General features: G+C 60.7%; 24 protein-coding genes. 16 read left to right on the top strand and 8 right to left on the bottom strand.

All coding sequences use genetic code 11. The features are described 5' to 3' along the window. Positions 1 to 141: 141 nt before the first annotated feature. Together FHT86_RS29940 and FHT86_RS29945 are read left to right on the top strand one after the other, a co-directional pair. Positions 142 to 795 carry a thiamine phosphate synthase gene (locus FHT86_RS29940; protein WP_133710539.1) on the top strand — a complete coding sequence of 218 codons (654 nt, stop codon included), beginning with the start codon at positions 142 to 144 and terminating at the stop codon, positions 793 to 795. 9 nt (positions 796 to 804) lie between these two features. Beyond that, the gene (locus FHT86_RS29945; RefSeq protein ID WP_133710540.1) at positions 805 to 2,049 is read left to right on the top strand and encodes a tetratricopeptide repeat protein; all 1,245 of its coding nucleotides are present in this window, start codon (positions 805 to 807) and stop codon (positions 2,047 to 2,049) included. Between the two features lie 124 nt (positions 2,050 to 2,173). On the opposite strand, the gene FHT86_RS29950 is transcribed toward FHT86_RS29945, so the two are convergent. Beyond that, complete coding sequence (locus FHT86_RS29950) at positions 2,174 to 3,865, bottom strand: chemotaxis protein (RefSeq protein ID WP_133710645.1); 1,692 nt, start codon at positions 3,863 to 3,865, stop codon at positions 2,174 to 2,176. A 405-nt stretch (positions 3,866 to 4,270) separates the two neighbouring features. Here FHT86_RS29950 and FHT86_RS29955 point away from each other — a divergent pair, with 405 nt between their 5' ends. The 9 genes from FHT86_RS29955 to FHT86_RS29995 all read left to right on the top strand — a co-directional run bounded on the left by FHT86_RS29955 (position 4,271) and on the right by FHT86_RS29995 (position 13,879). After that, positions 4,271 to 4,594: an STAS domain-containing protein gene (locus FHT86_RS29955; RefSeq protein ID WP_133710541.1), complete on the top strand. Its 324-nt coding sequence runs from the start codon at positions 4,271 to 4,273 to the stop codon at positions 4,592 to 4,594. After that, the gene (locus FHT86_RS29960) at positions 4,591 to 4,959 is read left to right on the top strand and encodes a response regulator (protein ID WP_133710542.1); all 369 of its coding nucleotides are present in this window, start codon (positions 4,591 to 4,593) and stop codon (positions 4,957 to 4,959) included. The genes FHT86_RS29955 and FHT86_RS29960 overlap by 4 nt, the downstream gene beginning before the upstream one ends. Further along, positions 4,956 to 7,001 (top strand): chemotaxis protein CheA, encoded by a 2,046-nt coding sequence (locus FHT86_RS29965; protein ID WP_133710543.1) that lies wholly within the window; start codon positions 4,956 to 4,958, stop codon positions 6,999 to 7,001. The genes FHT86_RS29960 and FHT86_RS29965 overlap by 4 nt, the downstream gene beginning before the upstream one ends. After that, on the top strand, positions 6,998 to 7,513 hold the full coding sequence (locus FHT86_RS29970; RefSeq protein ID WP_210298069.1) for a chemotaxis protein CheW: 516 nt from the start codon (positions 6,998 to 7,000) through the stop codon (positions 7,511 to 7,513). The genes FHT86_RS29965 and FHT86_RS29970 overlap by 4 nt, the downstream gene beginning before the upstream one ends. A 38-nt stretch (positions 7,514 to 7,551) precedes the next feature. After that, on the top strand, positions 7,552 to 9,255 hold the full coding sequence (locus FHT86_RS29975) for a methyl-accepting chemotaxis protein (protein WP_133710544.1): 1,704 nt from the start codon (positions 7,552 to 7,554) through the stop codon (positions 9,253 to 9,255). A gap of 221 nt (positions 9,256 to 9,476) precedes the next feature. Beyond that, positions 9,477 to 11,402 (top strand): methyl-accepting chemotaxis protein, encoded by a 1,926-nt coding sequence (locus tag FHT86_RS29980; protein WP_133710545.1) that lies wholly within the window; start codon positions 9,477 to 9,479, stop codon positions 11,400 to 11,402. Beyond that, complete coding sequence (locus FHT86_RS29985; protein ID WP_183868963.1) at positions 11,399 to 11,896, top strand: chemotaxis protein CheW; 498 nt, start codon at positions 11,399 to 11,401, stop codon at positions 11,894 to 11,896. The genes FHT86_RS29980 and FHT86_RS29985 overlap by 4 nt, the downstream gene beginning before the upstream one ends. 22 nt (positions 11,897 to 11,918) lie before the next feature. Beyond that, the gene (locus tag FHT86_RS29990) at positions 11,919 to 12,776 is read left to right on the top strand and encodes a protein-glutamate O-methyltransferase CheR (protein ID WP_133710547.1); all 858 of its coding nucleotides are present in this window, start codon (positions 11,919 to 11,921) and stop codon (positions 12,774 to 12,776) included. Positions 12,777 to 12,787: 11 nt separating this feature from the next. Next, positions 12,788 to 13,879 carry a chemotaxis response regulator protein-glutamate methylesterase gene (locus tag FHT86_RS29995; protein WP_133710548.1) on the top strand — a complete coding sequence of 364 codons (1,092 nt, stop codon included), beginning with the start codon at positions 12,788 to 12,790 and terminating at the stop codon, positions 13,877 to 13,879. Here FHT86_RS29995 and FHT86_RS30000 read toward each other — a convergent pair. The 3 genes from FHT86_RS30000 to FHT86_RS30010 all read right to left on the bottom strand — a co-directional run bounded on the left by FHT86_RS30000 (position 13,876) and on the right by FHT86_RS30010 (position 16,190). Then, positions 13,876 to 14,610, bottom strand: coding sequence for a 3-oxoacyl-ACP reductase family protein (locus FHT86_RS30000; RefSeq protein WP_133710549.1), 735 nt, complete (start codon positions 14,608 to 14,610; stop codon positions 13,876 to 13,878). The two genes, FHT86_RS29995 and FHT86_RS30000, sit on opposite strands and share 4 nt — an antisense overlap. Before the next feature lie 75 nt (positions 14,611 to 14,685). Continuing rightward, the gene (locus FHT86_RS30005; protein ID WP_133710550.1) at positions 14,686 to 15,264 is read right to left on the bottom strand and encodes a TetR/AcrR family transcriptional regulator; all 579 of its coding nucleotides are present in this window, start codon (positions 15,262 to 15,264) and stop codon (positions 14,686 to 14,688) included. Positions 15,265 to 15,407: 143 nt separating this feature from the next. Next, positions 15,408 to 16,190, bottom strand: a complete 783-nt coding sequence (locus tag FHT86_RS30010; protein WP_133710551.1) for an alpha/beta fold hydrolase — start codon at positions 16,188 to 16,190, stop codon at positions 15,408 to 15,410. A 205-nt stretch (positions 16,191 to 16,395) separates the two neighbouring features. On the opposite strand from FHT86_RS30010, the gene FHT86_RS30015 reads away from it, so the two are divergent. The 5 genes from FHT86_RS30015 to FHT86_RS30035 all read left to right on the top strand — a co-directional run bounded on the left by FHT86_RS30015 (position 16,396) and on the right by FHT86_RS30035 (position 20,805). Further along, positions 16,396 to 16,947 (top strand): sigma-70 family RNA polymerase sigma factor, encoded by a 552-nt coding sequence (locus FHT86_RS30015; protein ID WP_246779727.1) that lies wholly within the window; start codon positions 16,396 to 16,398, stop codon positions 16,945 to 16,947. Positions 16,948 to 16,970: 23 nt separating this feature from the next. Then, positions 16,971 to 17,591 carry an NrsF family protein gene (locus tag FHT86_RS30020; RefSeq protein ID WP_246779728.1) on the top strand — a complete coding sequence of 207 codons (621 nt, stop codon included), beginning with the start codon at positions 16,971 to 16,973 and terminating at the stop codon, positions 17,589 to 17,591. A gap of 195 nt (positions 17,592 to 17,786) precedes the next feature. Next, positions 17,787 to 18,587: an inositol monophosphatase family protein gene (locus FHT86_RS30025; protein ID WP_133710554.1), complete on the top strand. Its 801-nt coding sequence runs from the start codon at positions 17,787 to 17,789 to the stop codon at positions 18,585 to 18,587. Between the two features lie 133 nt (positions 18,588 to 18,720). Continuing rightward, positions 18,721 to 19,770, top strand: coding sequence for a flagellar motor protein MotA (locus FHT86_RS30030; protein WP_133710555.1), 1,050 nt, complete (start codon positions 18,721 to 18,723; stop codon positions 19,768 to 19,770). 3 nt (positions 19,771 to 19,773) lie between these two features. Next, the gene (locus FHT86_RS30035; RefSeq protein WP_133710556.1) at positions 19,774 to 20,805 is read left to right on the top strand and encodes a peptidoglycan -binding protein; all 1,032 of its coding nucleotides are present in this window, start codon (positions 19,774 to 19,776) and stop codon (positions 20,803 to 20,805) included. 3 nt (positions 20,806 to 20,808) lie between these two features. On the opposite strand, the gene FHT86_RS30040 is transcribed toward FHT86_RS30035, so the two are convergent. The 4 genes from FHT86_RS30040 to FHT86_RS30055 all read right to left on the bottom strand — a co-directional run bounded on the left by FHT86_RS30040 (position 20,809) and on the right by FHT86_RS30055 (position 24,771). After that, positions 20,809 to 22,056: an RNA polymerase sigma factor gene (locus tag FHT86_RS30040; RefSeq protein WP_133710557.1), complete on the bottom strand. Its 1,248-nt coding sequence runs from the start codon at positions 22,054 to 22,056 to the stop codon at positions 20,809 to 20,811. Between the two features lie 7 nt (positions 22,057 to 22,063). Further along, a complete protein-coding gene (locus FHT86_RS30045; RefSeq protein ID WP_133710558.1) occupies positions 22,064 to 22,402 on the bottom strand; it encodes a YciI family protein in 339 nt (112 codons plus the stop codon). Positions 22,403 to 22,653: 251 nt separating this feature from the next. Beyond that, positions 22,654 to 22,842, bottom strand: a complete 189-nt coding sequence (locus FHT86_RS30050; RefSeq protein WP_133710559.1) for a YegP family protein — start codon at positions 22,840 to 22,842, stop codon at positions 22,654 to 22,656. 108 nt (positions 22,843 to 22,950) lie between these two features. After that, complete coding sequence (locus tag FHT86_RS30055) at positions 22,951 to 24,771, bottom strand: ABC transporter transmembrane domain-containing protein (RefSeq protein ID WP_409527631.1); 1,821 nt, start codon at positions 24,769 to 24,771, stop codon at positions 22,951 to 22,953. Positions 24,772 to 24,812 lie beyond the last annotated feature (41 nt).

A 24,812-nucleotide genomic window follows, 5' to 3' on the forward strand; every position in this document is an offset into this window, starting at 1 on the left:
CTGCAACGTCGGATAGTGCTTATTGGGGCGGAGTGGTTTCAACGCTGTGCCCCTTGTCAGACCGTCCCAACGGATTTACTCACAAACATCGAGCCGGGTGCGCTATCCCTGACGATCGAACCCGCAAACATGGAAACTCGCATGACTGTACCTGAAGATCGCTGCCGCCTCGTTCTCATCGTTCCCGATATCGCCGATATTGATGAGCAGGCGAAGGCGGTGACCGATGCGCTGATGGGCGGGGATGTGGCGTCAGTCATTATCCCGCAATATGGGCTCGACGACAGCACCTTTCAGAAGCACGCTGAAAAGCTGGTGCCGGTGGTACAGGCGGTCGGTGCAGCGGCGCTGATTGCTGGGGACAGCCGTGTTGCGGGCCGCGCCAAGGCCGACGGGTTGCACATTACCGGCAATCTCGCCGAATTCACCGAGGCGGTCGAGAAATTCGTGCCGAAGCTGATCGTCGGCGGCGGTAGTGCGACGGATAGGCACAATGCGCTGGAGATCGGCGAGCTGCGTCCCGACTATATCTTCTTCGGCAAGCTCGACGGTGACATCAAGCCGGAGGCGCACCCGAAAAACGTGGCGCTCGGCGAATGGTGGGCGTCGATGATCGAAATTCCCTGCATCGTTATGGGAGGCACGGATCCGAAATCGGCGCTGGAGGTGGCTTTATCGGGCGCCGAATTCGTGGCGCTGCGCACTGCTGTTTTTGCCGATCCTTCGGCGGCGCCGTCCATCGTTGCGGAAGTGAATGCGCTTCTCGACGAAAAAGCGCCACGGTTTGAAGATTGATAGCAATCCATGTCGTTCACGCCTCGATTCCGTCACCGTTCCTTTCTTGCTGCGCTCGCCGTCGGGCTGACGGCATTGCCGCTGTTGGCGGTGGCGCAATCGGGCAATAACGATACGTCGCTGCCGGGCATCACGATGCAGCCGGACAAGGGCAGCCGGCCCGTTGATAGCGACCAATCCGACGATGCTGCGCAGCCGGATAATGATACTGTGCAGTCGGGCAATGGCACGCCTGCACACGGTGACAGCGTGGTTACGCGGCCATTGAACGCGGAAGTCGGTACCTTCAAGTCCGAGAAGATCGAGCCTGGCGCCGAGCCGAAGGCGGACGATGCTATCAAGCCCTCCCAAGGTGTCGGTGTTTTTGACCGCATGGGTGCGAAGCTGCCCGATTTGCCGCCGGAGAAGCCCTTCAAGGGCAAGATCGACGAAGCCTATGGCGCCTTCCAGCGCGGCTATTATCTGACCGCGTTTCAGAAGGCTCTGCCACGGGCGCAGCTCGGCGATCCTGCGGCGCAGACCCTGCTTGCCGAACTGATGTCGCAAGGCCTGGGGGTCAAACGCGACAGCAAGGACGCTGCCTTCTGGTATGGCAAGGCCGCCGAGGGCGGTGATGCGACGTCGATGTTCAAATATGCGCTGATCCTGATGGAAGGGCGCGACGTGCCGCGCGACGAGAAGAAGGCGGACGAATGGATGAAGAAGGCGGCCGATGCCGGCCAGGCATCCGCCGAATTCAATTGGGCGCAGAGCCTGACAGCCGACAATCCCGGCGTCAAAGGCCTGCAGATGGCTCTTCCATATTATGAAAAATCCGCGCAGCAGGGCATTGCCGATGCGCAATATGCAGTCTCGCAGCTCTACCTCAATCTGCCGGACTTGCCTGCGGAGAAGAAGGCGCAGGCGCGTGAATGGCTATCGCGCGCCGCCAATGCGGGCTTTGATACAGCACAGCTCGACATGGGCATTTGGCTGATCAACGGTATCGGCGGCAAGCAGGACCTGGAGAACGGTTTCAACTGGATGCGGGTTGCCGCCTATCGCGGCAACGTCGTTGCGCAGAACAAGCTGGCGCATCTCTATATCAATGCACTCGGCACGAAACAGGATCCGGTCGCTGCGGCGACCTGGTATGTCATCTCGCGCCGCGCCGGCCTGAAAGATCCTGAGCTCGAGGATTTCTACCAGGGCATCGAGGATTATCAGCAGAAGGCTGCGATCGATGCCGCGAACAAATTTCGCCGGGCGCAGTAACGCACAAGAGCGCCGTTCATTTGAACGCACAAAGGTCGCTCTAGTCTTTTGAGTCTAGAGCATCCTATCCGCTTGCAGGTGCTTCCATCTGAAAGCGGGATGCTCTAGGCGGAATCCAATTTTGTTAGAACAGGGCGTCGGCGAAAAGATCTTCGTCATTCGTCTGGGCCGGCGCCGCTGCGGCCGGTGCAGCACTGTCGTCCATGGCGATGATGTCGCGATGGACGTTGCGCTCCTGCGCCATGGTGTAGATCTTGAAGATGCGCGCGCTGAGCGATGCGATGATTTCCTCCAAATCGCTCACGTCGGCGATATCGCTGCCGGCCATGTCGTCGAGCGTATCCGCGCAATTTGCCAGGGTCTCGCCGAGGTCGCGCTGGAAGTCCAGCTTGCCGATCGACAGCATGATCTTGTTTGCCACTTCGCGGCCATGCGCCGATAGCGTTTCCAACTCGCCGTCCATGATATTGGCGGCGGCGCGGATGGTGTCGACGGCCGAGATCAGTCTCTCGTCGAGACGATGGTCCGAAGCCTCCTGGCTGGAGGCGACGCGGCCGGCTGCCGTTTCGAGAGATGCGAGACCGGAGACGATCGCGTCGGCGGAATCATCAAGTTTTGCCGCAAAGATGCGCAGTTCGGCGGTAACGACGTTGATTGAACGGCCTTCCTCGCCCATGCGGCTGCAGCGCAGATTGGTATTCAGCGCCATATAATGAATATCCGTCTTGACGGCGCGGATGGTCTCGATGCGCTGCAACAGGTTCGAGGCGGTGCCGAGTGTCGACTGGCTGATGCCATCGGCCTGGACGCGGGCGGTTTCGACCTGCTTGACGATGGTGTGGGCAGCGGAGACGCTCTGTTCCAATGCACGCAGCACATTGCCGTCGCCGCGTCCATCCTCCGGCTTCATGGCGTCGCGCAGTTTCAGGATTTCCTGAGTGTCATGGCTGAAGCTGGCGATCGTCTTGACGACATTGCCCGACTCCCGCTGGAAGTCCGCGACCATCTCGCGCATCTGCGCAGCCGTCAGGTGATGAATGACATTTGCGAGCCGCTGGCGGGCATCGGTATCGAGCCTGCTCCCTTCGTCGCTCCCGAGAAATTCTTCGAGAAAGGTGAAGGCGCTTTGCACGTGCTCGATACGTTGGCGGGTGATGTCGCCGATCTGCAGAGCCGAGAGGGTGCTTGCGACCTTGCTTTGCACGCCGCGAGCAATGGCGCCAACCTGGGCGGCGATCGTTGCGAGTTCCTTACGATGGGCGGCGATGGTGCGAGCATCTCTTTCCAGCGCACCGACCACTTGCGGAACGTTGCGGTCATAGGCCTTTGCGGTGTTGGCGCCAAAAGTCATGGCGACTTTCAGCTCACGTTCGAGCGCGCCCAGCTGCTGGGCGAAGGTGTTGACTTCATTTGTACCAGAATGGATGCGCTCCAGAATCTCTTCCGCAAAACCGGCAAATTCGGCAATGCCCGCACCGGTAATCTTCACCGTGACGGCGAAGGTGCGAAGGTAACGCATGGTCTCCTGCATATCGGTGACGTGGGCGTGCAGCGTGGAGCCGGCCTCGGCGAGAACGGAAAAATTCACCTGGCGTCTGGCCTCGAGGCCGGGCAGGTCGGAGAGGCCGCTCACCGTCTGCAGTAAATCAACCGTGGTGTCGCTGGCGCCATCGCTGTCGAGCGCCTTGGTCAATCGGTCGAGGGATGACAACAGTTGGTTCAGAACTTCCATCACCGACAAGAGAACAGCGCCGCCGTCGAGAAAGCGTTTCTCAACCTCGGTGCGCGCCGCTTCCAGGGTGCGGCTGACATCCATTGCCTGCGGGACCCCCCGTGGGCGATCGATGCGGCGTGCCAGAGCTGTTCCATTTTTCATGTCGGTCCCTTTACTTGGAGAAAGGCTCGTTTGACTCAACTCTTAAATGTGGGATGGAAAATTCTGGTAAATTCCCGGGACTCGTAAGCGTTGCACCCCGGGCTTTCACCAGCAGGGTTAAGATTCGCTAATCGGGAAAGGAGTGTTTTAGTCTTTTTCGATTTAACTACCTGAATCTCAATCACATTTTTCATCATAAAATTTTAATGGTCATTTATATCAGGTGAGAATTCACAGCTCCCGAAACGTCGATTTATACAACCTGCATTTACTCACTGTTAAGGTTGACATGAGATTCAATAGTTATTGCTCAAGTATTTATTTGATAGCGGGGCCAGATTTGAAATGTACGACAAATATTCCGAATCTATTTCTCTGCCGAATGCCCTGAACATCAGGAACATTTCTGAAATTTATCAAAGTATGACTCTGAAGTTTCGGGACAGCAAAATGGTTGTCCTCGAAGTCGCTGACGATGCAGAAGCCGATTTGAGCTTTGTGCAATTGGTCGAGTCAGCGCGGGTCGAGGCGAAGGCCTCCGGTAAAACACTTCGCCTTTCTTCCCCGGCCAGCGGTTCTGTTCTGAAAGTCTTGCAGAGGGGTGGGTTCATCGACGCCTTTACGGCAGAGGACGCGCAATTCTGGCTTCATCAAGAGGTATATCCATGAGTGCGAAGATTTTGACTGTCGATGATTCCGCCAGCATCCGTCTGACGACCAAGGTGACGCTGACCAATGCCGGCTACGAGATCACTGAAGCGGTAAACGGCGCCGAAGGCCTCGACAAGGCCAAGGCCGGACAGTTCGATCTCATCGTGACCGACCTCAACATGCCCGTTATGGATGGGCTGACGATGATCGAAGAGCTGCGCAAGCTGCCGGCTCACATGGGTGTTCCGATCATCTTCCTGACGACGGAATCCGATGCCGATCTCAAGGCGCGTGCCAAGGCGGCCGGCGCCACCGGCTGGCTGACCAAACCTTTCGATCCGGAAAACCTCGTCAAGATCGTCAGGAAGGTGCTTGGAAGATGAGCTCGACCGATCCTATCGCCGTCTTCCGTACCGAGGCCGCCGAATGCCTGGAACAGATCGAGGCCGGCCTTCTCGATCTCACGCACCAGCTTGACGACAAGGCCCTGATCGACGCGGTGTTCCGCGGCCTTCACACGCTGAAGGGTTCGGGCTCGATGTTCGGCTTCGATGCACTCGCCGCCTTCACCCATCATTGCGAAACCGCCTTCGATCGTGTCCGCAAGGGCGAGGCGCCGGCAACGGCCGAACTCGTCGCCGCCGTTCTCGATGCGCAGGATCACATGCGCGCCCTCGTCGACGATCCCAATGGTGACCATGGCGCTACCAGCCAGCGTCTTCTGGCACAGTTGCAAGCAGCAGTCGGCGGTGCCAGCGATGCCGTAAAGCCGGCTCAGACGGTCGCCGTATCTGCGCCTGTCGTCACGGACAAGCGCAAGACCTGGCGTATCCGCTTCAGCCTGCCGTTGAATGCGATGATCAACGGTACCAATCCGCTCGGGCTGCTGGACGAGTTGCGCGACCTCGGTGAATGCCGCGTCCTCGCCAACACGTCGGCCATTCCGTCGCTGAGCGCACTGGCGCCGACGGAGCTCTATCTCTCCTGGGATGTGACGGTCACGACCGAGCAGCCGCGCTCGGCCATCGACGATGTTTTCATCTTCGTCATGGACGACATGCAGCTCGACGTGCAGGAAATCGATGGCTGCACCGTTGCCGCAGCGCCGAAGGAAGCCGCTCCCCTAGCACCGCAAGCGATCACACCCTCTGCGCCGGTCGCGTCGGCCGTTGCCGAGGCCGCGCCGGTCAAACGGGATACACCGGCGCCCGTTCAGGCAGCACCCGTTGCCGACCAGCGTCAAACCAAAGCAGCGGAGAGCGTTCGCGTTCCCGCGGAGCGCCTCGATGAACTCATGGATCGTGTTGGGGAGCTGGTCATCGCGCAATCGCGCCTCAGCCAGCTCGCCAGCGCCAGCGCCGACATCGGGCTGCGCTCGGTGTCCGAAGAGATCGAACGCCTCTCCGGCGAGCTGCGCGATACTATGATGGTGTTGCGCATGGTGCCGGTCGCAAGCCTCTTCAGCCGCTTCCGTCGCCTTGTCCATGATCTGGCGCGCGAAACCGGCAAGGTCATCGAGCTCGTCACCGAAGGCGAGACGACGGAAGTCGACAAGACCGTCATCGAGCGGCTTGCCGATCCGTTGGTGCATCTGGTCCGCAATTCCATCGACCATGGCCTCGAGCCACCGGAAGAGCGCCTCGCTGCCGGTAAGGCCGAAGCCGGAACCATTACGTTGTCGGCACGGCAATCGGGCGGCGAGGTGATCATCTCGATCAAGGACGATGGCCGCGGCATCAACCGCGAGCGTGTCCGCGCCAAGGCGGAATCCTCTGGGCTGATCCAATCCGGCCAGCAGCTGAGCGATGCCGAGCTTCTGCAGCTGATCTTCGCGCCGGGCTTTTCGACAGCGGCGCAGATCACCAATCTCTCCGGCCGCGGCGTCGGCATGGATGTGGTGAAGAAGACGGTCGAAGCGCTGCGCGGCGCCATCGATATCGTCAGCTTGTCGGGGCAGGGGTCCGATGTATCGCTGCGCATCCCGCTGACGCTCGCCATCATCGACGGCCTGCTCGTACGCGTTGGCGCGGGGCGCTACGTCATTCCGCTGTCGGCGGTCGAGGAGTGCCTGGAACTCTCGCTGGAAGAGGATCTGCGTTCACGCGGCCGCAGTTTCATTTCGCTGCGCGACAGCCTGGTGCCCTTCCTTCGGCTCCGCGACGTGTTCCGCACCGGCACCAAGCCGGATGTTCATCAGAAGGTCGTGGTCATCTCGACCGGCACGGAGCGGGTCGGCTTGGTCGTCGACCAGATCATCGGCGACCATCAGACGGTGATCAAATCCATGTCGAAGCTGCACAATGACGTCGCGCATTTCTCCGGGGCCACGATCCTCGGCGACGGCAGTGTCGCCCTCATTCTCGACGTCGTGCATCTGGTTACCGCCGGTCAGCAACAGGAGGCGCATCTGCGTGCAGCAGGATGAGCGAAGCAGCCGTGAAACTCGACAATCTCTTTAATGGCACTCATTGGAATGACGACGGCGAGCTCGAAGTCCTGACCTTCGATCTCAACGGCGAAACCTTCGCCCTTGAGGCGGTCATGGTTCAGGAAATCCTGGACGTTCTGCCGGAAACCGCCGTTCCCGGCAGCCAGCCTTTCGTGGGCAGCGTCATCAACTTTCGCGGTAAGGTGATCCCCCTTGCCGATCTCCGTCTCGCCTTCGGCATGGAGGCGGCCGAAGCGACCATCGATAGCCGTATCATCGTTATCGAACTCGACCTGCAGGATGAGCCCACGCTCGTGGGTCTGCGGACTGACAAGGTGAATGAAGTCACCACACTTGCAAAAGCTTCCAGCGAAGCACCGCCTAGCGTGGGGATGCGTTGGCGTCCCGACTACATCAACTGCCTGGTCAAGCGCGGAGGGGAATTCATCATTCTCCCCAATCTGCAGGCGATTTTTTCCGCCCGGCAGAACAAGGCGCTTTCCGCCTGACCATTGCCGCCGGTCGAATTTTCGAGGGAACCAAGACGATGCGTCTAACGATCAAAGCCAAGCTGGTGGGGGCGTTCACCTTCATCATTCTTATGCTGATAGGCACGGCCGGCTACGGCATCATGAGCCTCAGCTCGTTCAATGACCAGATCAGCAATGTACTTGAAGGGCCGGCAGCGCGCCTGGAACTTACGCAGGAGGTTCAGGTCTCTATCCTTGAGATCATCCGTGAACAGAAGAATCTGCTGTCCGCCCGCAGCGACGACGAGATCAAGGCCGCCGAAGCGGGCGGCAACCAGGCGCGTACCGCCCTGAGCACCGCGCTGGCAAGCCTCGATAAAGTGGTCGATGACGAAGATCGTTCGAGCTTCACACAAACGAGTACCATGCTCGACAAGTTCCTAAAGGTCGACGACCAGGTCAATGAACTCTACAAGGCAGGCCAGAAGGATAAGGCGCTCGACCTTTCCCTCGGCGACCTCCGTGCTACATACGATGAGGTTGACCAGAATCTCGGTACGATGCTGACGGCCGAGAAGGCGAAGATGAAGTTCGTGGACGACGATACCGACGTGCAATATGCCAAGGTACGGACCATGATGACTATCGTCTCGGGCGTTTCGCTGCTGCTAGCCGCCGTCATTGCCTACTGGATTTCGAATACGATCAGTAAGGGCCTCGCCCGCGCCAACACCGTTGTTCGTGAGGTCTCCGAAGGCGATCTGACGAAGACCGCAGAGATCACCAACCACGATGAAATCGGCGAATTGCTGGGCAACGTCAATGTCATGATCGAACGTCTGCGCGGCGTCGTCGCCGACGCACTGGGCGCTGCAGACAATGTCTCTTCGGGCAGCCAGGAGTTGTCGGCGAGTTCCGAGCAGGTGTCGCAGGGCGCGACCGAACAGGCGGCATCGGCTGAAGAGGCTTCAGCCTCGATGGAGCAGATGGCGGCCAACATCAAGCAGAATGCCGACAATGCCGCCCAGACGGAGAAGATCGCCCGTCAGTCCGCCAAGGATGCCGAGGCCAGCGGCGATGCCGTCACCCGCGCCGTCAGCGCCATGCGCACCATCGCCGAGAAGATTGGCATCGTCCAGGAGATCGCCCGCCAGACCGATCTCCTCGCTCTGAACGCGGCTGTCGAAGCGGCCCGTGCCGGCGAACATGGCAAGGGCTTCGCGGTCGTTGCCTCGGAAGTGCGCAAGCTTGCCGAACGCAGCCAGTCTGCCGCTGCCGAGATCAGCTCGATGTCGAGCGATACCGTCAAGGCGGCTGCCGAAGCCGGCGAAATGCTCGGCCGCCTGGTGCCGGATATCCGCAAGACCGCCGAACTCGTCTCCGAGATCAGCGCCGCTTGCCGCGAGCAGGACATCGGTGCTGCCCAGATCAACGAAGCGATCCAGCAGCTCGACAAGGTGACGCAGCAGAATGCCGGCGCCTCGGAAGAAATGTCTGCGACCTCTGAGGAACTGGCCGCTCAGGCCGAAGAGCTCCAGACCTCCATCGCCTTCTTCAAGGTCGACGTGGCCGGCCATAAGGTCGCCGCCAGGAAGTCGCCGGCTAAGACCGCGGTCCACAAGGTTGCCACCGCCCCACTGGCCAACCGCCGTACGGCGCCCGCCGCCAGCAATCCGGCGCATACCGTCGCTGCCCAGCAGGCACGCGCCAAGGGCTTTGCCCTCGATCTCTCGATGGGCGGTCCCGATGCCGGCGACGCGGATTTCCGCGAAAGCGCCTAAGCATCTCTGCCAACCGATTACGCCGGGACCTTTCAGGCCCCGGCAAACTGATATCCCCAACGTGTGTATGCGTTGGCGTCGTGGTTCGTGAGATGTCCAGCATAGGGTGGGTGAATGGATCGCTCCCCAGGTCAGCAGGCTCTCACATATTGGCGCGACGTCCTGAGAATCGGGTCGCCAGTTGCCGCATCCGTTTTTCAACTATGCCGAGGGGCATTCCCATGCGTCTGACAATCAAATTGAAATTAATATCCGCGTTCGGTCTGATCATCTTGCTGACCATCGGCATGGCTGGGCTCGCGATCACCAACCTGTCGTCGCTGAACTTTGCGATCGCCGACCTCGTCGCAGGTCCCGCTACCAACCTCTTGAATTCCGGCGGGCTATCGGACGCGGTTTCTGCGGCGATAAGCGCGGAAAAGAATGCCGTTATGGATACGAACCCGGCGGAAATCGCCGGTTATGCGACGACAATCCAACAGCAGCGCAAGGAGATCGATGCGCGCTTGGTCGAACTCGACAAGGAAACCAACGAACGCATCAAGGCTAAAGTTTCCGAGTTCAAGACTCTTTATCCGGACTGGATAAAGACACAGGACCAGATCGTTGCGCTAGCAACCCAGAATACGACGGAAAGCAACGCTCGCGCTGCTGAAATCTCGATGAAGGATGGTGCGAAGGTCACCGATAGCCTTTTGAAGACTTTGAATGGTCTGAACATGGAAGTTGTCGAGGATCTGCATGCCACCGACCGGGCGGCTGCTGCGGAATACTCCAGTTCCAGCGCCATTCTGATCGGCATGACAATCGGCCTCTTCGTATTCTCCGTTGTTGTTGCCACCTGGATCGCTCTCAGCATCAGCCGGGGTCTGACCAAGGTGTCGAACATCGCCAAGGCCGTGGCGCTCGGCGATCTCAATCACAAGGTCGAGGTCAAGACCAATGACGAGATCAAGGACCTGATCGACACCGTCAATGTCATGACATCGAACCTGCGCGACACAGCCGGAGTTGCCGACCGCATCGCTATGGGCGATCTCTCCATTGCGGTGAAGCCGCTCTCCGACAAGGACGTGTTGGGTTTGGCGATGCAGAGCATGGTTACAAACCTTCGCGCCACCTCCGATATCGCTACAAAGATCTCCAACGGCGATCTGATGGTCACGCCGAAGCCGCTCTCCGACAAGGATGTGCTCGGCTTGGCGCTGGAGCAAATGGTGGAACGACTGCGCGGCGTCGTTGCCGACGCCATCTCCGCATCGGAGAATGTCTCCTCGGGCAGCCAGGAGCTTTCGGCAAGTTCGGAGCAGGTGTCGCAGGGCGCGACCGAACAGGCGGCATCGGCTGAAGAAGCTTCGGCTTCGATGGAGCAGATGGCTGCCAATATCAAGCAGAACGCCGATAACGCGGCCCAGACGGAAAAGATCGCCCGTCAGTCGGCCAAGGATGCGGAAGCAAGCGGCGATGCCGTCACCCGCGCCGTCAGCGCCATGCGCACCATCGCCGAGAAAATCGGCATCGTGCAGGAGATCGCCCGCCAGACCGATCTGCTCGCTCTGAACGCGGCTGTCGAAGCGGCTCGTGCCGGCGAACATGGCAAGGGCTTCGCGGTCGTTGCCTCGGAAGTGCGCAAGCTTGCCGAACGCAGCCAGTCTGCCGCTGCCGAGATCAGCTCGATGTCGAGCGATACCGTCAAGGCGGCTGCCGAAGCCGGCGAAATGCTCGGCCGCCTGGTGCCGGATATCCGCAAGACCGCAGAGCTCGTCTCCGAGATCAGCGCCGCTTGCCGCGAGCAGGATGTCGGTGCTGCCCAGATCAACGAAGCGATCCAGCAGCTCGACAAGGTGACACAGCAGAATGCCGGCGCTTCGGAAGAGATGTCTGCGACCTCTGAGGAATTGGCCGCTCAGGCCGAAGAGCTGCAAGCCTCCATCGCCTTCTTCAAGGTTGATACGTCGGCCAATCGCCAGAACCGCACTGTCGCGGCCAAGGCGGGCGGACGGGCTCCGGCAGCGGCCGCTCGTCAGCCGAAAGCTGCGAACCCCACCACGATCCAGGCGCAGCAAGCACGTCTCAAAGGCTTCGCTCTCGATCTCTCCATGGGCGGCCCGGACGCCGGTGACGCCGAATTCAAGGAAAGCGCATGATCATGGCCACACCTGCTCTGGAAGCGCAATTCGTCACTTTCAGCCTCGGCGAGGAGGTCTTCGCCGTACCGGTCGAAGTGGTTCGAGAAATCCTCGACTACGCCGAGGCTTTCAAGATCCCAAACGGGCCGGATTACCTGCTCGGCCTGCGCGATGTGCGCGGGCAGGGTGTGCCGACCATCGATCTCAGGCTGAAGCTCGGTCTCTCCAAGACTGTGCCGACCTCGCACACCCGCGTGTTGGTGCTGGATATTCCGATCGAGGCCAAGGTGTTGACGCTCGGCCTCGTCGCCGATCGCGTCTTCGAAGTCACGCCCTTCCGGCGTGACCAGATCGAAGCGGCGCCCGATATCGGCGTTCGCTGGCGTTCCGACTACATCGCCGGCGTCGTGCGCCGGGAGAACGGTTTCGTCGTGATCGTCGATCTCGCTCGCCTGCTGTCGCGGGAAGACACTGTCGCGCTCGATCCGCATCGCGCCGGTTATGCTGCATAGAAATTCGTAAGGGAGTGGATGAATGGGAACTGCTGCCGTTCAGGAGAGTCAAAGCATCGGTGACCGCATCAGCAAGCGGAATTTCGAGAAGCTGTCGCGCTTCATCTATGATTACAGCGGCATCAAGATGCCGTCGACAAAGCTGACGATGTTGGAGGGGCGGCTGCGCCGCCGCCTGCGCGCCACCAGCATTACATCATTCGACGACTATTGCGATTTCCTGTTCAACCATGGCGGCCTCGAGCAGGAGTCCGTTTATCTCATCGATGCGGTCACCACCAACAAGACCGATTTCTTCCGCGAGGCCAAACACTTCGAATTCATGCAAGCCGTGGCCTTGCCGGTGCTGATGCGCGCCGGCCATCGTCGCCTGCGCGCCTGGAGCGCTGCCTGCTCGACCGGAGCGGAGCCCTATTCGATGGCGATGGTGATGGAGGAGTTTTCCGAGAGTGAAGGCGGTATCGATTATGCGATCCTGGCTACCGATCTCAGTACCGACGTGCTGCAATCGGCCAGGAACGGCATCTATACAGACGAGATGGTCTCGCCGGTCCCCGCCGAGCTCAAGCGCAAATATGTGATGACCGCCAAAGTCCCAGGTAAACGCGAGGTGCGCATCACGCCGCGGCTGCGCTCGAAGATCGGCTTCGGCCGGATGAACCTGATGGATGAGAAATATCAGGTGGGCGATGCCATGCACATCATCTTCTGCCGTAACGTCCTCATTTATTTCGACAAGCAGACGCAAGCCGGCGTCCTTTCGCGTCTCTGCGATTGTCTGGTATCCGGCGGCTATATGTTCATCGGCCACTCGGAATCGATCACCGGTTTCGACTTACCGCTGAAACAGGTTTCCAACACTGTCTTCCAGCGACTCTAGGGCAGGTAATCATGCCAAAGAAAATCCGCGTCTTGATCATCGATGACTCCGCTAGCGTGCGTCAGACGCTCGCCGCGCTGTTGTCGGATGACCCCGAAATCGAAGTGATGGGGGTGGCGACCGACCCCTTCATGGCCGCCCGCAAGATCCAGGAGGAGATACCCGACGTCATTACGCTGGATGTCGAGATGCCGCGCATGGACGGCATCACTTTCCTGCGCAAGCTGATGTCGCAGCGGCCTATCCCTGTCGTCATGTGCTCGTCGCTGACGGAGGCAGGTTCGGAGACACTACTGCAGGCGCTGGAGGCCGGCGCAGTGGATATAATCCAGAAGCCGCGGATCGGTGCTGCCGATTATCTGGCCGATGAGGCGATGCGCATCCGCGAAGTGGTCAAGAGTGCATCACATGCTCGGCTGCCGAATATCCGGCGCGCTGAAGCGCGCTCTGCATCCGCTTCGGGACCGGCCAAGAAGCTGACAGCGGATGCGATGCTGCCGCCGCCGACCGGCCGTGCCATGGCGAAGACGACGGAGATGGTGGTCTGCGTCGGCGCCTCGACAGGCGGCACCGAGGCGCTGCGCGAGATGCTGGAAGCGCTGCCCGCCAACGCGCCGGGCATGGTCATCGTCCAGCATATGCCGGAAAAGTTCACCGCTGCCTTTGCCAAGCGGCTCAACAGCCTTTGCGAAGTGGAAGTGAAGGAAGCGGCCGACGGCGACCCGGTTTTGCGCGGCCACGTGCTGATCGCCCCCGGTGACAACCACATGCTGCTGGAGCGGCAGGGTGCCCGTTACCATGTGGCTGTTAAGACCGGGCCGTTGGTATCGCGCCACCGGCCCTCCGTCGATGTGCTCTTCCGCTCGGCGGCGCGGGCGGCAGGATCGAATGCCATGGGTGTCATCATGACCGGCATGGGCGATGACGGCGCACGCGGCATGTTCGAGATGAAGCAGGCCGGCGCTTTTACGGTTGCCCAGGACGAGGCGACCTCCGTCGTTTTCGGCATGCCGAAGGAGGCGATCGCCCGCGGCGGCGTCGATCGTGTCGTACCTCTCGAACAGATCGCCCGCGAGATCCTGATGGCGCAGCAGAAATTCTAGGCCAGATAACCGCCGTCGATTGTCAGGGCTGAGCCAGTAATGAAGGCGGCCTCCGGGCTACAGAGATAGGCGACAAGGGCGGCAATTTCGGTGTCCTTGCCCAGCCGACCAACAGGCAAGAGCGGCTTCAACATCTCGCCTCCACCGACAGTCATACCGCTCTCGGTCGGACCGGGTTGGATAGTGTTGGCGGTGATGCCGCGCGGGCTCAAGTCGCGGGCAAGGCCACGGGTCATGGCGGCGACGGCGCCCTTGGTGGCGCTGTAAACCGATGCTCCCGGAAAACCGCTGCGGTCGCCGGCGACGCTGCCAATGGTGATGATGCGCCCGCCCTCGCTCATATGCTTGGTGGCCGCCTGTGCGGCGACAAAGACGGCGCGGACGTTGACGGCGAACATGCGGTCGAAATCGGCGAGATCGTAGTTCTCGACCGTCTCGCGGATCAGAATTCCGGCATTGTTGACGAGGATATCGAGGCCGCCGAAATGCTCGGCAGTCCTGGCGACGGCGGAGCGCACGGCATCCGGATCGGCGCTGTCGGCCTTGATGGCGATGACTTCGCCACCGGACGCCTCGAGATCACGCGCCAGCGCTTCCGCCTTATCCGGCGAAGCCGAATAGGTGAAGGCCACTTTGGCCCCATCGGCGCTCAGGCGGCGGACGATGGCGGCTCCGATGCTGCGTGAGCCGCCGGTGACGAGGGCAACCTGGTTGCTGAGGGATTGGGACATGATATTCCTTTCACTATTTTGGACTGACTAATCTAGAATTTGGCATGCTAAAAACCGGAGAAGCGGCGAGCAGCTTCACGTCAGGCTTTTTAGAGCCATATGGGCAATGGCGGTGAGCGTTTCGGGGGAGGCGCCGTTGCGGGCGCTGACTTTCATGCCGGAAAGCGTAGCGCCAAGGAAATGGACGGCAGCCATAATGTCGAGGTCGGCGGCAAAGTCACCGCTGGCGATGCCGGCCTTGATGACACTTTCGAGAGAAGAGGAGAGGATGCGCGAGGCTTCGTCGGTCAGTGTTGCAACCTCGGCGTCGGCGCGGCCGAATTCGCAGATGGCGCTAACACCGAGGCAACCACGGCTCGCTTCGCTCTCCGGACGAGCCGCAAAGGCGACGAGCGCGGCTTCGATGCTCCCTAATGCCGAACGGTCTCCCTTGAGGTCCGCCACGATGCGGGCGAGGCTATCGGCATTGTATCGCCTAAGCGCTTCGAGATAGAGGCTGCGCTTGTCGCCGAAGGTGTCATACATGCTCTGCCGGCTGATCTTCATGGCCTTCAGCAGGTGGTCCGTCGACGTGCCTTCGTATCCATGGTCGGAGAAGACCCGGATAGCGGCGCCCAGCGCCTCGTCGCGTTCGAATTCCTTGTGTCGTGCCATACGGGCGTTGTAGCGATTTCGGACTGATCAGTCCAGAAAAAGTTTGAGGCTGTTTCAGAAGATGGATTTGAAGGTGACATCCGATGGCCGAAGCTTTGCCGACCATCGGATTGTCAAAATACGCCTACGAAAACCGCTGCGGTTCACTTCTTCACGGAGTAACCCGCGGCTGCGAGGATCATGTTGGCGATTTCGCGCGGGTGAGAGATCAGCGAGACGTGGCTCGAGTTGAGTTCCTCGGTCGTCGCGTTCATGCGCTTGGCGAGGAAATGCTCCAGCTCGGGTGATGTCGTGCGGTCGTTCTTGGAGATGGCGTACCAGCTCGGCTTGGTCTTCCATGCGGCCTGAGTGGTGCGCGAGGCAAACAGCGTGTCCGAGATCCGTCCCTGCACGGCATAAAGCGCCCGAGCCTTTGCGGGTTTGAGATCGCCGGCGAAGTCATGAACGAACGCGTCTTCGCTGAGTTGTGCGAAGCCGCCGGAATGAACGAGACCCTTGCTGGCCGGCGGGGTCGGGAATTTGGCGGCGAGCGCGGTATAGTCCTCGCCGGCATCAGGTGCGCGGGCTGCGACATAAACGAGAGCGCTGACCTTGGGATCGACACCGGTCTCGCTGATGACCATGCCGGCATAGGAGTGGCCGACGAGCACGGTCGGGCCGTCCTGCAGCGCCAGGACACGCTTCGTGGCAGCGACATCATCGGCAAAGGAGGTCAGCGGGTTCTGCACCGAGGTGACATGCAGGCCGGCGCGCTGCAGGATCGGGATCACTTCGGACCAGCTCGATCCATCGGCATAGGCGCCATGGACGAGGACGACATTGTGTGCTTTGACCGGTGCGGCGGTTGCGGCGAAGCTTGTTTGGGCGGCGAAGGTCGCTGCGAACAAGGCAGCTGCGGCGACGGCAAATCTCTGTAGCGTTTTCATGGGTCGGTTTCCGTGGTCGAGTTTCGGGAGGAAGCATGGTGCTTCTAAGGCTCAATTCGACCGGCTCTGGTGCAGCGCAACATCATCACGGAAACGTGTTCGCGTTTCGCGCGCAATGATAAAAATCTGCGTTGGACTGTAACAAATGCGTTTTGGCGGCGAATAGACACGTATGGAATCGCGCGAAGATATTTGGGCCAATGCCATGAAGGCCGAGCGTCGAGGAGACGCCGCCGCCTATGAATGGCTGCTGGGCGATATTGCGAAATTGCTGCGCGTGCTGGTCCGCGGGCGGCTGTCACGGCTCGGCATGAGCGCGCATGAGACGGAAGATATCGTCCAGGAAGTATTGATCGGCCTGCACACGATGCGGCACCGATGGGACGCAGATCGTGCCTTTATGCCCTGGCTCCATGCCATCGTGCGTTACAAGCTGACCGATGCGATGCGACGTCGGCGGCGGGAAGCACGTTATCGCTACGACCTGACGCTGGAAGAATGGTCCAATGTAGTCGAAGCGCCGCGCGAAGATGCCGACCGTGCGCTTATCGATCTGGATCGTCATTTGGGCGGCCTCTCCTCCGGTCAACGCACCGTCGTCCAGGCGCTGACGATTGAAGGCGCATCGGTGCGCGAGACAGCCGAGAAACTCCAGACCAGTGAAGGCGCGGTGCGGGTGACGCTGCACCGGGCACTGCAACGCCTGGCCTCTGTCGCCGGCGTTGCTCCACCCAAACCAAGCAAGGGCAAGCTATGAAAACGGCAGGCGATACGGACCTCATGATCCGAAATCTGGCTGGTGAGGCCGGGGCAGGGCAGGCACGTTCCTCTCCCTCCTTTGAAAGCACTCTGTTGCTTGCGACGATCCTTTCCCTTGCCTGCGCGATAGCCTTGGTGTTCGCCACGTTCGGCTTTCAGCCTGAACTCCAGGCGACTTTGGTCAGCGCGCCGTTTCACCACAAGATCGTCAGCATGCTGACGCTTGCCGGCGGCGGCATCTTTGTCGTGCGCTATGCCGGCAAGCCCGGCTCCGGCGCGCTTGCGCTTGCCACAGTATTGCCGGGACTGGCGCTGCTGTTGATCGGTGCGATCTCGGATACGTCGGGTTTCCCGTTGATGGGCCGGTCCGATATCTCCGTCCCAAGCTGCGTGACGGCCATGGTTTTGCTGTCGCTTGCGCCGCTGGCGCTGATCATCGGCGTCCTGAAGACTGGTGTTACGACACGTCCGGCCATGGCTGGTGCTACGGCCGGTGTCCTTGCCGGCGCGCTTGGCGCCGCCGCCTATGCCTTTGTCTGTAAGAATGACGGTGGGTTATTCGTGGCGGTCTGGTACAGCGTCGCGATTGCGATCGTGATGGGTTTCGGCGCGCTTGTCGGCAGACGCGTACTGGCGTGGTGATGGGTTTGTCCCTCAACGAAGTGAGCCAAACACTTCGGCTTGATGAGAAAACTAGGCCTTCCGGCTCACTGTACTTGAAATTCCCCTGATTTTGTGGTCTTGAGGCCGCCAATCTTTATTGCGCTGCCGATCCCGCTCCGCCGGGGCCTATTTTCGGGTCCGGTCAGCGCCTCCTATTTTACCCAAGGAAGCCCGATGGCCCGTTCTGCTCTTCTCAATGTCATGGTTCAGGCTGCCCTCAAGGCAGGCAAGTCGCTCAGCCGCGATTTCGGCGAAGTGCAGAACCTGCAGGTTTCGGTGAAGGGACCGGGCGATTTCGTCAGCCAGGCCGATCTCAAGGCGCAGAAGATCATCCATGACGAGCTGCTGAAAGCGCGGCCGACCTATGGCTTCCTTGGTGAAGAGAGCGAAGAGATCAAGGGCACCGACGGCGCGCATCGCTGGATCGTCGATCCGCTCGATGGCACGACCAACTTCCTGCACGGTATTCCGATGTTCTCCGTGTCGATCGCGTTGGAGCGCAATGGCGAGATCGTCGCCGGCGTCGTCTTCAATCCGGCAACGGATGAGCTCTATACTGCCGAGCGCGGCGGTGGCGCCTTCCTAAACGACCGCCGCCTGCGTGTTGCCTCGCGCCGCGTGCTGTCGGATTGCGTCATCGGCTGCGGCGTTCCGCATCTCGGACGCGGCAATCACGGCAAGTTCCTGGTCGAGCTGCGCCATGTCATGGGCGAAGTCGCCGGCATCCGCCGTGTCGGTTCGGCGGCACTCGATCTTGCCTATGTCGCCGCCGGCCGTTTCGACGGCTTCTGGGAATTGGGCCTGTCGCCGTGGGACATGGCGGCGGGTATCCTGCTGGTGCGCGAAGCCGGCGGTTTCGTCTCGGATTTCGACGGCGGCACCGATATGCTCGGCACCAGTTCGATCATCTGCGGCAATGAGCATATTCAAAAGGCGCTTGCCGAGGTCATCAAGCGGCCGATCCCGACGAAATAAGGATCGTCTTTTGCCGATTACCCAGCGGCGAAACAGGCTGTTGCCAAAGGGTGTTTTGTGTTTTCCGTCTCTTCAATTCGGCACAATGTTGCTCTAGTCTCCGCCTACGGAAAATCCGGAGGCTAAGCGTGCGATGGAAAATGTAAACCTGGGGGATCTGGGGTCGACCGACAATGTGTCGGGCAGCTATACCTACAAGCTCTCCAGCCCAATGGCCTTCTTTTGGACGATGATTCTTTTCCTCGTCATCGTCGGTTTTATCGTGGCGATCCTGTTTCGCCAGGCTCAAGTCGCCTTCTTGCACAATCCCGGCCTCAATGGATTGATCCTTGGCGTGCTGGCCGTCGGCATTCTGCTGGTCTTCAATCATGTCCTGATGCTCAGGCCGGAAGTCCGCTGGTTCAACCATTTCCGCGCTGTCGGCAATGCTGCCGACAAGGTCGGGCGCAATCCGCGGCTTCTGGCACCGATGCGGGCGCTGATCGGCAACCGTCGCGGCATGCAACTGTCGACGGCGACGCTGCGCTCGATCCTCGATTCCATCGCCACCCGTCTCGACGAGTCGCGCGACACTTCGCGTTATCTCATCGGCCTGCTCGTCTTCCTCGGCCTGCTTGGCACTTTCTGGGGTCTGATCGGCACGATCGGATCGATCAACGACGTCATCCAGAGCCTCGACGTCGGTTCCGGCGATACTGGCGACATTCTTGGTGCGCTTAAAACCGGCCTGTCCGGTCCGCTGGTCGGCATGGGCACGGCATTCTCGTCCTCACTGCTCGGCCTCTCCGGCTCGTTGATTCTCGGTTTTCTCGATCTGCAGGCCGGCCGCGCACAGAACCGCTTCTACACCGAACTGGAAAACTGGCTTTCCTCCGTTACCGATGTCGGTTCGGATATCGCTCCCGTCATGGAAGGTGCCAGCGGCGCATCCTCCGAGGATGTGCGTGTGCTTTCGGAATATCTGCGCAAGATTGCTGAAGAGGGCGGTGGCGGCCAACGCTCGGTGACGGCAATGGCGAACCTCGCCGAGGGCATTCAGGGCCTGGTCAAGAACATGCGCAACGAACAACAGATGCTGCGCGATTGGATCGAAGCGCAGCAGGAAGAGGCGAAATCGATGCGCCGGACGCTCGATCGCCTCGCCGACCGCATCAGCCATACCGAGAAGACCGGGAGCAAGTAAATCATGGCGCTCGCACGAAACAGTCGCCATAAGAGAACGGTCGACTATTGGCCGGGATTCGTCGATGCGCTCTCCACGCTGTTGATGGCCATCATGTTCCTGCTGACGGTGTTCGTCGTCGGCCAGTTCATCCTAAGCCGCGAAATTTCCGGCCGCGACGAGGTACTGAATCGCCTCAACAGCCAGATCAACGAATTGACGCAGGCATTGGCACTCGAAAAGAGCGGCAAGCAGGATTTGGAGGATTCCGTCGCCAACCTGCAGGCGTCGCTTTCGGTGGCAGAGGGCGACCGCTCGCGTCTGCAGGCGCTGCTCGACGCCGGTTCCGGCAACAGTCAGGCCGCGCAACAGCGGGTCGGCACGCTGACGCAGCAGCTTGACGAGCAGAAGCAGGCGAGCGCCCGCGCCCTCAGCCAGGTCGATCTTCTCAACCAGCAGATTGCCGCGCTCCGCAGCCAGATCGCTGCTGTCGAGGCCGCTTTGCAGGCGTCGGAGGAAAAGGATCAGACATCGCAGGTGAAGATCGCTGATCTTGGCCGGCGGCTGAATGTGGCATTGGCGCAGCGCGTGCAGGAGCTGAACCGTTATCGTTCCGACTTCTTCGGGCGACTGCGCGAAATCCTTTCCGACCGCGACAATATCCGCATCGTCGGCGACCGCTTCGTCTTCCAGTCGGAAGTGCTGTTCCCTTCCGGTGCGGCTGATCTCAATCCGGACGGTCAGGCGGAGATGGCCAAGCTTGCCGCCGCGCTGATCGATCTTTCCAAGGAAATTCCGCCCGAGATCAACTGGGTGCTGCGCGTCGACGGGCACACGGACAATGTGCCGCTTTCGGGCAATGGCCGCTATCCTGACAACTGGGCGCTGTCGTCCGCCCGCGCCATTGCCGTCGTCAAGTTCCTGATTGCCCACGGCGTTCCTGCCGACCGGCTCGTCGCTGCCGGATTCGGCGAGTTCCAGCCGATTGCTCCCGGCGACACGCCGGAAGCGCGTGCCACCAACCGTCGCATCGAGCTGAAGCTGACGGAGAAATAATCCTCAGCTTCTATCGGCCAGAACCGTATCGAGGCGGGCCTGCAGGAATTCGCGGACGACGGAACTGTCGCTGAGCCCGATCGCCGTCCGATAAGCCGTGACGGCGCTCTCCGCTTCTCCGGCTTCTGCCAGCAGATGAGCGCGAACGGCCCAATAAGGCTGATAGCTGAGGATATCGCGCTCGACCATCTGGTTCAGATGGTGCAATCCGGCGGTTGCCCCTTGCGCCCGCCCGATAACGGCGGCTTGGCTGACGCGCGCCCCGACTGTTGGCTTCATCAGCACGAGTGCATCGTAGAGTGTCACGAGCGCCGTCCAGTCGGTAGCTCCGGAGCGCCGCCGCTCGGTGTGAACGGACTGGATCGCGGCCTGACATTGGAATGAGCCGAAGCGGTCGAAAGCGCCCGCCTGCCGCAGCAGGCCGTCAGCTTCAGCGATCATGATGGCGTTCCAGCGCGCAGTGTCCTGCTCGTCGAGCGGCACATACCGTCCATCTGCATTCCGGCGGGCGGTGCGGCGGGCTTCGCAGTAAAGCATCAAAGACAGCAATCCGATCGCCTCCGGCTCCTGTGGCATGGTGGCGTGCAGGGCGCGGCCGAGCCAGATGGCTTCGTCTGCCAGTGAATTGCGCTTGCCATCTTCACCATCGAGACCGTCCCAGCCGAGGCCATAGGCCGCATAGACCGCTGAGAGCACGCTGGTCAGCCGCTCCGGCAGCACCGAACGGTCGGGAACGGTGAAGGGAATATGCGCCTCGCGGATCTTGATCTTAGCCCGAACCAGTCGCTGGCTCATGGTCTCCGGCGAAACAATGAAAGCTTGCGATATGGTCCTGGCATCAATGCCGAGAACCGTCTGCAGCATCAGCGGCGTATGCACGGACTTGTCGATGGCCGGATGGGTGCAGGTGAACAGCAGCTTCAGTCGCTCGTCGGGGAAAGCGGGGCCATCCGCATTCATGCGCTCCTCCGCCTCCTCGAATGCGAGGGCGATCGTATCGCGGGCGGCTGCCTTGACGTTTGCATGTCTTGCGGCGCTGTAAAGATTTCGCCGCGCCGCGACCAATAACCAGGCCTCCGGATTATCAGGAATGCCCCGCTCCGGCCAAGCATTCAGCGCGGTCGCAAGTGCCTCGGACAGCGCATCCTCGGCTGCCGGGACGTCGCCCGAGCGCGCTGCGAGAAAGGCGATCAACTTGCCGTAGGATTGGCGCGCCACGCGTTCGGTGGCGCGTCCAACGTCATGGTTCATGGCCATCTCACATTTGCAGGCGTGGCCGCACTTCGACTGAGCCATCCTTGGAAACCGGCACGCGCACGGCCCATTCCAGAGCCGCATCGAGATTCGGCACATCGATCAGATAGAAACCGCCGAGTTGCTCCTTGCCTTCCGGAAAGGGACCGTCTTGCACATCGTGGTCTTCGCCGCGACGGCGGACGACTGTTGCGGTTTCCGGTGGGGTCAGTCCGGCGCCGCCGGTCATGATGCCGGCCTGGACGAGCGCCTGCGTATAGGCGATCCAGCTGTTCTTGTAGGTGGGATCCTCGCGCCGCTTAAAGTCGTCGGCCGATTCACGGATGATCAAGGCATACTGCATGGGATAACTCCTGCTGGCTTGTTGGCGGTAATCCGGGCCGGACGCTGCATCTAAAGAGCAAACGCTAAAATGTGCAACGCCGCCGGCGAAGCGGCTTCATGCCGTTCCGATACAATGAGCCGCGAGCGAGGCCGATTTCGACAGGCTGGTGCAGATTTTTCGAATTTTTTTGACGTGCAAACTAAAACGGCCAGCACGCCAGAGGGCGGCCGGCCGTAGAAGGCTGTGCAACAGACGCTCGACGCGAAGTCTTAGGCGGTAGCGGTGGTCTGGTCGTCGATGGCGGCGCCGCCAACGTGAGCTTTGATCGATTCAATGGCATGCAGCGCCGAAGCCTTCGCCTTGTAGCCTTCGGAGGCGAACATGGTTTCGCCGTTCGAGGCCTTGAACCGGAAGCGGAATTCGCCACCCTTGTCCTTATAGACTTCAAATTTATACATGGTTCCCGTCTCCTAGAATCGCGTCAGTGCGAGATAACGTCGGAAATCTAGCTCAACTTTAAAGTTATTTCCACCTGTTGTATTCCGCATGTCTTGGTCAATCTGTCGTTATTTGACGGCAAGCATACGATCCTCGATACCGGCGTCGAATTGCAGCCGCGCCAGCTTGGCGTAGATGCCGCCGTGATGGATCAGGCTCTGATGCGTGCCTTCTTCGACGATACGGCCCTGATCGAGTACCAGGATGCGGTCGGCCTTCAACACGGTCGCCAGACGATGGGCGATGACGAGGGTGGTGCGCGTTTCCATGAGACCATCGAGTGCCTTCTGCACCAAGGTCTCGCTCTCGGCGTCGAGCGCCGATGTCGCTTCGTCGAGCAGCAGGATCGGCGCGTTCTTCAAGATGGCGCGGGCGATGGCGATCCGCTGACGCTGGCCGCCGGAAAGGGTGATGCCACGCTCGCCGACGTGCGTGTCGTAACCCTGATCCAGGCGCGAAATGAACTCATCCGCCTGAGCGGCGATAGCGGCGGCGCGAACCTCGTCACGCGAGGCTCCGGGACGACCAAAACCAATATTGTCGTGGATTGAGGCGGCAAAAATCGTCGTGTCCTGCGGCACGATGGCGATGCGGTCGCGCAATGCCTCTGGTGACACACGGCGGGCGTCGATGCCATCGATGGCGACGCTACCCTGTTGCGGATCGTAGAAGCGCAAGAGCAGCGAAAAGACCGTGCTCTTGCCGGCACCGGAAGGGCCGACGATCGCCACCGTCTCGCCCGGCTTGACGGAAAGCGACAGGCCATGCAGTGCGGATCTTCCAGGTCGCGACGGATAGGAAAAATGCACGTCGGAGAATTCCACCCGACCCTGCGACGGCTGGGGAAGGGGCAACGGATCGGAGGGAGCGGCGATCGGCGAGACCTCAGCCAGAAGTTCGCTCAAGCGATCGGCCGCGCCGGCGGCTTGCGATAGCTCGCCCCAGACTTCCGACAGCGAACCGAGCGACGTGCCGGCGATCACGGAGTAAAGGAGGAATTGACCGAGCGTTCCCGCCGACATCGTACCGGCGAGCACATTCTGTGCACCGACCCAGAGCACCGCGACGATACTGCCGAAAACCATGGTGATGGCAAAGCCGGTCAGGAGCGAGCGGGATTTGATCGCGGCGCGCGCAGCCTGATAGGCATCCTCGACCGCGGCGCCATAACGCTGCGCGGCGGCGGCCTCGCCATTATAGGCCTGGATGGTGCGGCTGGCAGCGATGGTTTCATTGGCATAGGCGGACGCGTTGGCGAGTGTATCCTGCGCTGCGCGTGAGCGCTTACGCACCGAGCGGCCGAAGCTGACGAGCGGCAGCACGATGATCGGGATGGCGATCAGCACGATGCTCGACAGCTTGGGGCTGGTGAAGATCATCATAACCACGGCGCCGAGACAGAGGATGAGATTGCGCAGCGCCACCGAAGCCGTCGCGCCGACGGCGGACTTGATCTGCGTGGTATCGGCCGTCAGCCGCGACACGATCTCGCCGGATTGATTGACATCGAAGAAGGAAGGCGACAGCCGCGTCACATGGTCGAAGACCTCGCGGCGCATGTCCGAGACGATGCGCTCGCCAATGGTGATGACAAAATAATAGCGTAACGCGCTCGCCGCCGCGAGGACGACGGCCATGACCATGATCGCGGCGAAATAGCTGTCAATGAGCCCACGATCGGACTGATCGAAGCCGTGGTCGATCATGCGCCGGACGGCAAGCGGCAAGGCGAGCGAGGTGGCGGCGGCAATCACCAAGGCGATAAGCGCGCCCAACACCATGCCGCGATAACGCCTGAGATAGGGTGCCAGCCGCCCAAGCGGCCGAATGGATCTGCGTTTTTTGTCGTCTGCCTGGTCCGTCTCTGACAAGTCGTCTCCAATCCCCATATCAGCAAGGGACTTCGCTTTTTCGCCCCTTGTTATCCTTG

It is taken from the genome of Rhizobium sp. BK313 (assembly GCF_014193655.1).
Lineage (GTDB): Bacteria > Pseudomonadota > Alphaproteobacteria > Rhizobiales > Rhizobiaceae > Rhizobium.

Excerpts from the sequence above, each read along its gene's own strand:
- FHT86_RS29940 (WP_133710539.1), top strand. The coding sequence starts at position 142 with ATGACTGTACCTGAAGATCGCTGCCGCCTCGTTCTCATCGTTCCCGAT.
- FHT86_RS29945 (WP_133710540.1), top strand. The coding sequence starts at position 805 with ATGTCGTTCACGCCTCGATTCCGTCACCGTTCCTTTCTTGCTGCGCTC.
- FHT86_RS29950 (WP_133710645.1), bottom strand. The coding sequence starts at position 3,865 with ATGGATGTCAGCCGCACCCTGGAAGCGGCGCGCACCGAGGTTGAGAAA.
- FHT86_RS29955 (WP_133710541.1), top strand. The coding sequence starts at position 4,271 with ATGTACGACAAATATTCCGAATCTATTTCTCTGCCGAATGCCCTGAAC.
- FHT86_RS29960 (WP_133710542.1), top strand. The coding sequence starts at position 4,591 with ATGAGTGCGAAGATTTTGACTGTCGATGATTCCGCCAGCATCCGTCTG.
- FHT86_RS29965 (WP_133710543.1), top strand. The coding sequence starts at position 4,956 with ATGAGCTCGACCGATCCTATCGCCGTCTTCCGTACCGAGGCCGCCGAA.
- FHT86_RS29970 (WP_210298069.1), top strand. The coding sequence starts at position 6,998 with ATGAGCGAAGCAGCCGTGAAACTCGACAATCTCTTTAATGGCACTCAT.
- FHT86_RS29975 (WP_133710544.1), top strand. The coding sequence starts at position 7,552 with ATGCGTCTAACGATCAAAGCCAAGCTGGTGGGGGCGTTCACCTTCATC.
- FHT86_RS29980 (WP_133710545.1), top strand. The coding sequence starts at position 9,477 with ATGCGTCTGACAATCAAATTGAAATTAATATCCGCGTTCGGTCTGATC.
- FHT86_RS29985 (WP_183868963.1), top strand. The coding sequence starts at position 11,399 with ATGATCATGGCCACACCTGCTCTGGAAGCGCAATTCGTCACTTTCAGC.
- FHT86_RS29990 (WP_133710547.1), top strand. The coding sequence starts at position 11,919 with ATGGGAACTGCTGCCGTTCAGGAGAGTCAAAGCATCGGTGACCGCATC.
- FHT86_RS29995 (WP_133710548.1), top strand. The coding sequence starts at position 12,788 with ATGCCAAAGAAAATCCGCGTCTTGATCATCGATGACTCCGCTAGCGTG.
- FHT86_RS30000 (WP_133710549.1), bottom strand. The coding sequence starts at position 14,610 with ATGTCCCAATCCCTCAGCAACCAGGTTGCCCTCGTCACCGGCGGCTCA.
- FHT86_RS30005 (WP_133710550.1), bottom strand. The coding sequence starts at position 15,264 with ATGGCACGACACAAGGAATTCGAACGCGACGAGGCGCTGGGCGCCGCT.
- FHT86_RS30010 (WP_133710551.1), bottom strand. The coding sequence starts at position 16,190 with ATGAAAACGCTACAGAGATTTGCCGTCGCCGCAGCTGCCTTGTTCGCA.
- FHT86_RS30015 (WP_246779727.1), top strand. The coding sequence starts at position 16,396 with ATGAAGGCCGAGCGTCGAGGAGACGCCGCCGCCTATGAATGGCTGCTG.
- FHT86_RS30020 (WP_246779728.1), top strand. The coding sequence starts at position 16,971 with ATGATCCGAAATCTGGCTGGTGAGGCCGGGGCAGGGCAGGCACGTTCC.
- FHT86_RS30025 (WP_133710554.1), top strand. The coding sequence starts at position 17,787 with ATGGCCCGTTCTGCTCTTCTCAATGTCATGGTTCAGGCTGCCCTCAAG.
- FHT86_RS30030 (WP_133710555.1), top strand. The coding sequence starts at position 18,721 with ATGGAAAATGTAAACCTGGGGGATCTGGGGTCGACCGACAATGTGTCG.
- FHT86_RS30035 (WP_133710556.1), top strand. The coding sequence starts at position 19,774 with ATGGCGCTCGCACGAAACAGTCGCCATAAGAGAACGGTCGACTATTGG.
- FHT86_RS30040 (WP_133710557.1), bottom strand. The coding sequence starts at position 22,056 with ATGAACCATGACGTTGGACGCGCCACCGAACGCGTGGCGCGCCAATCC.
- FHT86_RS30045 (WP_133710558.1), bottom strand. The coding sequence starts at position 22,402 with ATGCAGTATGCCTTGATCATCCGTGAATCGGCCGACGACTTTAAGCGG.
- FHT86_RS30050 (WP_133710559.1), bottom strand. The coding sequence starts at position 22,842 with ATGTATAAATTTGAAGTCTATAAGGACAAGGGTGGCGAATTCCGCTTC.
- FHT86_RS30055 (WP_409527631.1), bottom strand. The coding sequence starts at position 24,771 with ATGGGGATTGGAGACGACTTGTCAGAGACGGACCAGGCAGACGACAAA.